Here is a 4,489-nt window from a genome sequence, read left to right on the forward strand (position 1 = left end):
CTGCCCTGCAAGAGGCGGGTGCGCGTATTGAGTATCTACAAGAACCTAGCTACCCACCACTGCGGATTATTGGTGCACGCTGTACTACAATGGCGGCCAACAGTTCAGAACCTAAGGCATCAGCCTTGCAGAATACCTTACAGAGCAACGCCTACAACACCTTAACGAACCAGCTCACGATTGATGGCAGCATGTCGAGCCAATATGTGAGTGCGCTACTCATGCTATTGCCGTTCTTGGGTGAAGATGCTCAGCTCAGCTTAACCGGTGAAATCGTTTCAGAACCATACATCGCCCTTACCGTTGCTATGATGGGCGCCTTTGGGGTTACTGTTGAACGGCCGGAACAGCGCGTTTTTCGGGTTGTAGGCAAACAACACTATCGTTCACCAAAGCAGTATTGGATTGAAGGTGATGCGTCGTCTGCGTCCTATTTTTTAGCCGCTGGTGCAATTGCTGGTGGGCCAGTAACGGTGCATGGCGTGGGTACCGAGAGCTTACAAGGCGATAAGCAGTTTGCCGAAGTATTAACCACTATGGGCGCTCATGTGGAATGGCAGCCTCGTAGCATTTCGGTAAGTGCAGGTGCGAATGGTTTGCAAGGGGGGATTTTCGATTTAAATCATATTCCTGATGCGGCAATGACCATAGCTACAACCGCGCTTTTTGCCACAGGTATTACTGAAATTCGCAACGTTGCTAATTGGCGGTTGAAAGAAACGGATCGCCTGCATGCAATGGCCACTGAGCTGCGAAAAACTGGTGCAGAAGTAAAAGAAGGCGAAGATTGGCTGCGTATTACACCGCCGGTAGATATTCAGCATGCGCAAATTGCCACGTATGATGATCATCGCATGGCCATGTGTTTTGCGCTGCTTACGTTCGCAAAAAATGGAGTAAGCATTGAAGATCCGAATTGCTGCCGAAAAACCTATCCACACTTCTTTTCTGATCTTTCAGCGATAGTTCACAGCAATTAAAGTGCAATTCGCTGCCTTTTCTGTATAATTTGCGCGCTTAAAATTTTTAACGCGTTAAGAGGTTGGCATGTCCGATATCGATTCAAGTAGCAGTGCAGCAAATAAGCTTCCGCCTATTGTTGAACAAGCTCCAGTGATAACCATCGATGGGCCAGGTGGCTCAGGGAAGGGTACGTTATGCCGATTGCTGGCCGATAAACTAGGTTGGCATTTGCTCGATAGCGGTGCAATTTACCGAGTTTTAGCAATTGCTGCCATGCACCATGACTTTTCTCCAGAAGACGAAGAGAGCTTGGTGGCATTAGCAACAGATTTAGATGTTGAGTTTGTGCCGAAAGAAGAAACAGGCTTAACGCATGTGATTTTAGAAGGCGAAGATATTACCGTTACTATCCGTACCGAACAGGTAGGCACTACCGCCTCGAAAATAGCGGCTCTACCGCGAGTACGCGACGCGCTTTTGCGCCGGCAACGTGGGTTCCGCGATATGCCGGGCTTGGTTGCAGACGGCCGCGATATGGGCACTGTAGTATTTCCTGATGCCGAAGCCAAAGTTTTCCTTACCGCAAGTGCTGAAGAACGCGCACGTCGCCGTTTCTTGCAATTGCAGGAAAAGGGCTTTGATGCTAGTATAGACACGTTAATTGAAGAGATTCGCGATCGAGATGAACGCGATACAAATCGCTCCGTTGCGCCATTGAAGCCAGCGGAGGATTCGCTAATTCTAGATTCAACTTCGCTAACGATCGATGAAGTGCTAGAGCAGGTGCTGCGCTACGCCCACAGCCGATTAGCAGCGAGAGCGTAACAAATTGAAGAGTAGTGCTTAGGCATTGCCATTCAACGGTCGGCGGAAAGGATTTCGCTGATAATGTTAAACAACCCCGCCGATATGGATTTTCGTGTGGATGTCTATTAAACGAAGTTAACTAAACCTATGACTGAAAATTTTGCGCAATTATTTGAGGAAAGCCTCAAAGAAGTCGAAACCCGTCCAGGCTCTATCGTAAAAGGCACTGTTGTTGCCATCGAGAACAACTTGGTACTGGTAGACGCGGGTCTTAAATCTGAAAGTGCTATTCCAGCTGAACAGTTCATGAATCATGAAGGTGTTCTCGAAATCGCTGTTGGCGACGTAGTGGAAGTAGCTTTAGATGCGGTAGAAGATGGTTTCGGTGAAACGATCCTTTCTCGTGAAAAAGCGAAGCGTTTTGAAGCATGGTTGCAACTTGAAGCAGCACATGAAAACGAAGAAACTGTTATCGGTATTATTAGCGGTAAAGTTAAAGGCGGCTTCACTGTTGATCTAAACGGTGTTCGTGCGTTCTTACCTGGTTCTTTGGTAGATGTGCGTCCTATTCGTGACACTGCTCACTTAGAAAACCGTGACTTAGAATTCAAAGTTATCAAGCTTGATCAAAAACGCAATAACGTTGTTGTTTCTCGTCGTGCAGTTATCGAGAAAGAAAATAGCGCTGAGCGTGATGAATTGCTTGAAAACTTACAAGAAGGCCAAGAAGTTAAAGGTATCGTTAAGAACCTTACTGACTACGGCGCGTTCGTTGATTTGGGCGGCGTAGATGGCTTGTTGCACATCACTGATATGGCTTGGAAACGTGTTAAGCACCCAAGCGAAATCGTGAATGTTGGCGACGAAATTAACTGTAAAGTTCTTAAGTTTGATCGTGATCGCACGCGTGTTTCACTTGGTTTGAAACAGCTTGGCGAAGATCCTTGGAGCGATATTTCTGCTCGTTACCCAGAGAACTCAACTCTTTCTGGCCGCGTAACTAACCTTACTGATTACGGTTGTTTCGTTGAGTTAGAAGAGGGCGTTGAGGGCCTAGTACACGTATCAGAAATGGATTGGACCAACAAAAACGTTCACCCATCTAAGATTGTTAACTTAGATGACGTTGTGGAAGTTATGGTTCTTGAAATTGATGAAGAGCGTCGTCGTATTTCTCTTGGTATCAAGCAATGTAAACCTAACCCATGGGAAGAGTTTGCAAAAGGCTTCCAGAAGGGCGATAAAGTTAGCGGTAAGATTAAATCTATCACTGATTTTGGTATCTTCATTGGTCTTGATGGCAACATCGATGGTTTGGTTCACTTATCAGATATTTCTTGGAATGCTGCTGGCGAAGAAGCCGTACGCGAATACAAGAAAGGTGATGAAGTTGAAGCGGTAGTTCTGCAAGTAGACGCAGAACGTGAGCGTATCTCTCTGGGTATTAAGCAGATTTCTGAAGATCCAGTGAACAACTTCCTTGCAGCTATTAAGAAGGGTGCTATTGTTAAAGGTACTGTTTCTGAAGTTGACGCCAAAGGCGCAATGATTAAGCTAGCTGATGGTGTTGAAGGTTATGTTCGTGCTTCTGATATTGCGCGTGAGCGTATTGAAGATGCATCAACTGTACTAAGCGTTGGTGATGAAGTTGAAGCCCGTTATGTGGGTATCGACCGTAAGAACCGCGTAATCAGCCTTTCGATTAAAGCGAAAGATGAAGCGGAAGAGAAAGCCGCAATGGAAACAGTTAACACCGCTGATGAAGCTGCGTTTAGTAGCGCAATGGCAGAAGCATTTAAAGCAGCTAAAACTGACGATTAATAAATCGTTGGAACTTAGTAACCTGTAGTGTTAAACACGAATGTGTTGCTGGCTGTTATGTTATCAGCATTAAGGATCTGTTATGACGAAGTCTGAACTGATTGAAAAACTGATTCACAGGCAGCCAGAGCTGCAACCTAAAGACGTTGAGCGTGGTGTTCGGGAAATACTTGAGGTAATGGTGCATAGCCTTGCTGATGGTAGCCGAATTGAAATTCGCGGATTTGGTAGCTTCTCGCTACACTTTCGCAAACCACGTGTAGGGCGCAACCCGAAAACGGGAGAAAAGGTAGATTTGGGGGGCAAGTATGTGCCTCACTTCAAACCTGGAAAAGCGCTCCGCGAACGGGTGAACGCAGCAGTACAGGTGTAACTGCTTGGTTTTAACTCTGTTTCTTGAAAAGGCATGCTATAATGGCATGCCTTTTTTATTTTCTTAAGGGAAAGGAACGCTGTATGGCCCGATTTCTACTTGGTTTAATACCCATTTTACTCCTGTTTCTAATTGCGTTCGTGTTAGGGAAGTATAATGCTCAAGAGGCATCTATCAACCTACTGGTGATGCAAGCAGAAGTATCCATGGCTACGATTCTGGCTGGCACACTATTAGTGGGCTTTGTGCTAGGTTTAGTGGTTGTTAGCTTAGATTACGTAAAGCTGCGCTGGCAAAACAGACGGTTAAAAAAAGTGGTGCGTCAGCTGAGTAAGCTTCAGGCTGAGAATGATACCAATCGCAAAGTATAGAGTATAAGGAAGGAAACCTAATACAATGCTCGAGTTACTGTTTCTGTTACTACCAATCGCTGCAGCCTATGGTTGGTTCATGGGCCGAAATAGCGTTCGTGCAGAACAACGAAAAGAGCAAGAAGAGTTCTCGCGGAACTACGTAACCGGTATC

At 45.9% G+C, this 4,489-nt stretch carries 5 protein-coding genes and 1 pseudogene; all 6 read left to right on the forward strand.

Annotated features, from left to right (window positions below; all coding sequences use genetic code 11):
- On the forward strand, positions 1 to 980 hold a 980-nt coding region (gene aroA, locus ACNA7P_RS10895; protein WP_416258652.1), incomplete at its 5' end, for a 3-phosphoshikimate 1-carboxyvinyltransferase.
- A gap of 115 nt (positions 981 to 1,095) precedes the next feature.
- A complete protein-coding gene (cmk, locus tag ACNA7P_RS10900; protein ID WP_416258656.1) occupies positions 1,096 to 1,788 on the forward strand; it encodes a (d)CMP kinase in 693 nt (230 codons plus the stop codon).
- 129 nt (positions 1,789 to 1,917) lie between these two features.
- Entirely contained in the window at positions 1,918 to 3,591 is a 1,674-nt protein-coding gene (rpsA, locus tag ACNA7P_RS10905) for a 30S ribosomal protein S1 (protein WP_416258653.1), read from the forward strand.
- Positions 3,592 to 3,673: 82 nt separating this feature from the next.
- Positions 3,674 to 3,964 carry an integration host factor subunit beta gene (locus tag ACNA7P_RS10910; RefSeq protein WP_416258654.1) on the forward strand — a complete coding sequence of 97 codons (291 nt, stop codon included), beginning with the start codon at positions 3,674 to 3,676 and terminating at the stop codon, positions 3,962 to 3,964.
- Between the two features lie 83 nt (positions 3,965 to 4,047).
- Positions 4,048 to 4,335 carry a lipopolysaccharide assembly protein LapA domain-containing protein gene (locus tag ACNA7P_RS10915; RefSeq protein WP_416258655.1) on the forward strand — a complete coding sequence of 96 codons (288 nt, stop codon included), beginning with the start codon at positions 4,048 to 4,050 and terminating at the stop codon, positions 4,333 to 4,335.
- A 25-nt stretch (positions 4,336 to 4,360) separates the two neighbouring features.
- Positions 4,361 to 4,489 (forward strand): annotated as a pseudogene (locus ACNA7P_RS10920) (lipopolysaccharide assembly protein LapB); the annotation flags it as partial.

Source organism: Aliidiomarina sp. (assembly GCF_047920995.1).
Lineage (GTDB): Bacteria > Pseudomonadota > Gammaproteobacteria > Enterobacterales > Alteromonadaceae > Aliidiomarina.

Excerpts from the sequence above, each read along its gene's own strand:
- rpsA (WP_416258653.1), top strand. The coding sequence starts at position 1,918 with ATGACTGAAAATTTTGCGCAATTATTTGAGGAAAGCCTCAAAGAAGTC.
- ACNA7P_RS10910 (WP_416258654.1), top strand. The coding sequence starts at position 3,674 with ATGACGAAGTCTGAACTGATTGAAAAACTGATTCACAGGCAGCCAGAG.
- ACNA7P_RS10915 (WP_416258655.1), top strand. The coding sequence starts at position 4,048 with ATGGCCCGATTTCTACTTGGTTTAATACCCATTTTACTCCTGTTTCTA.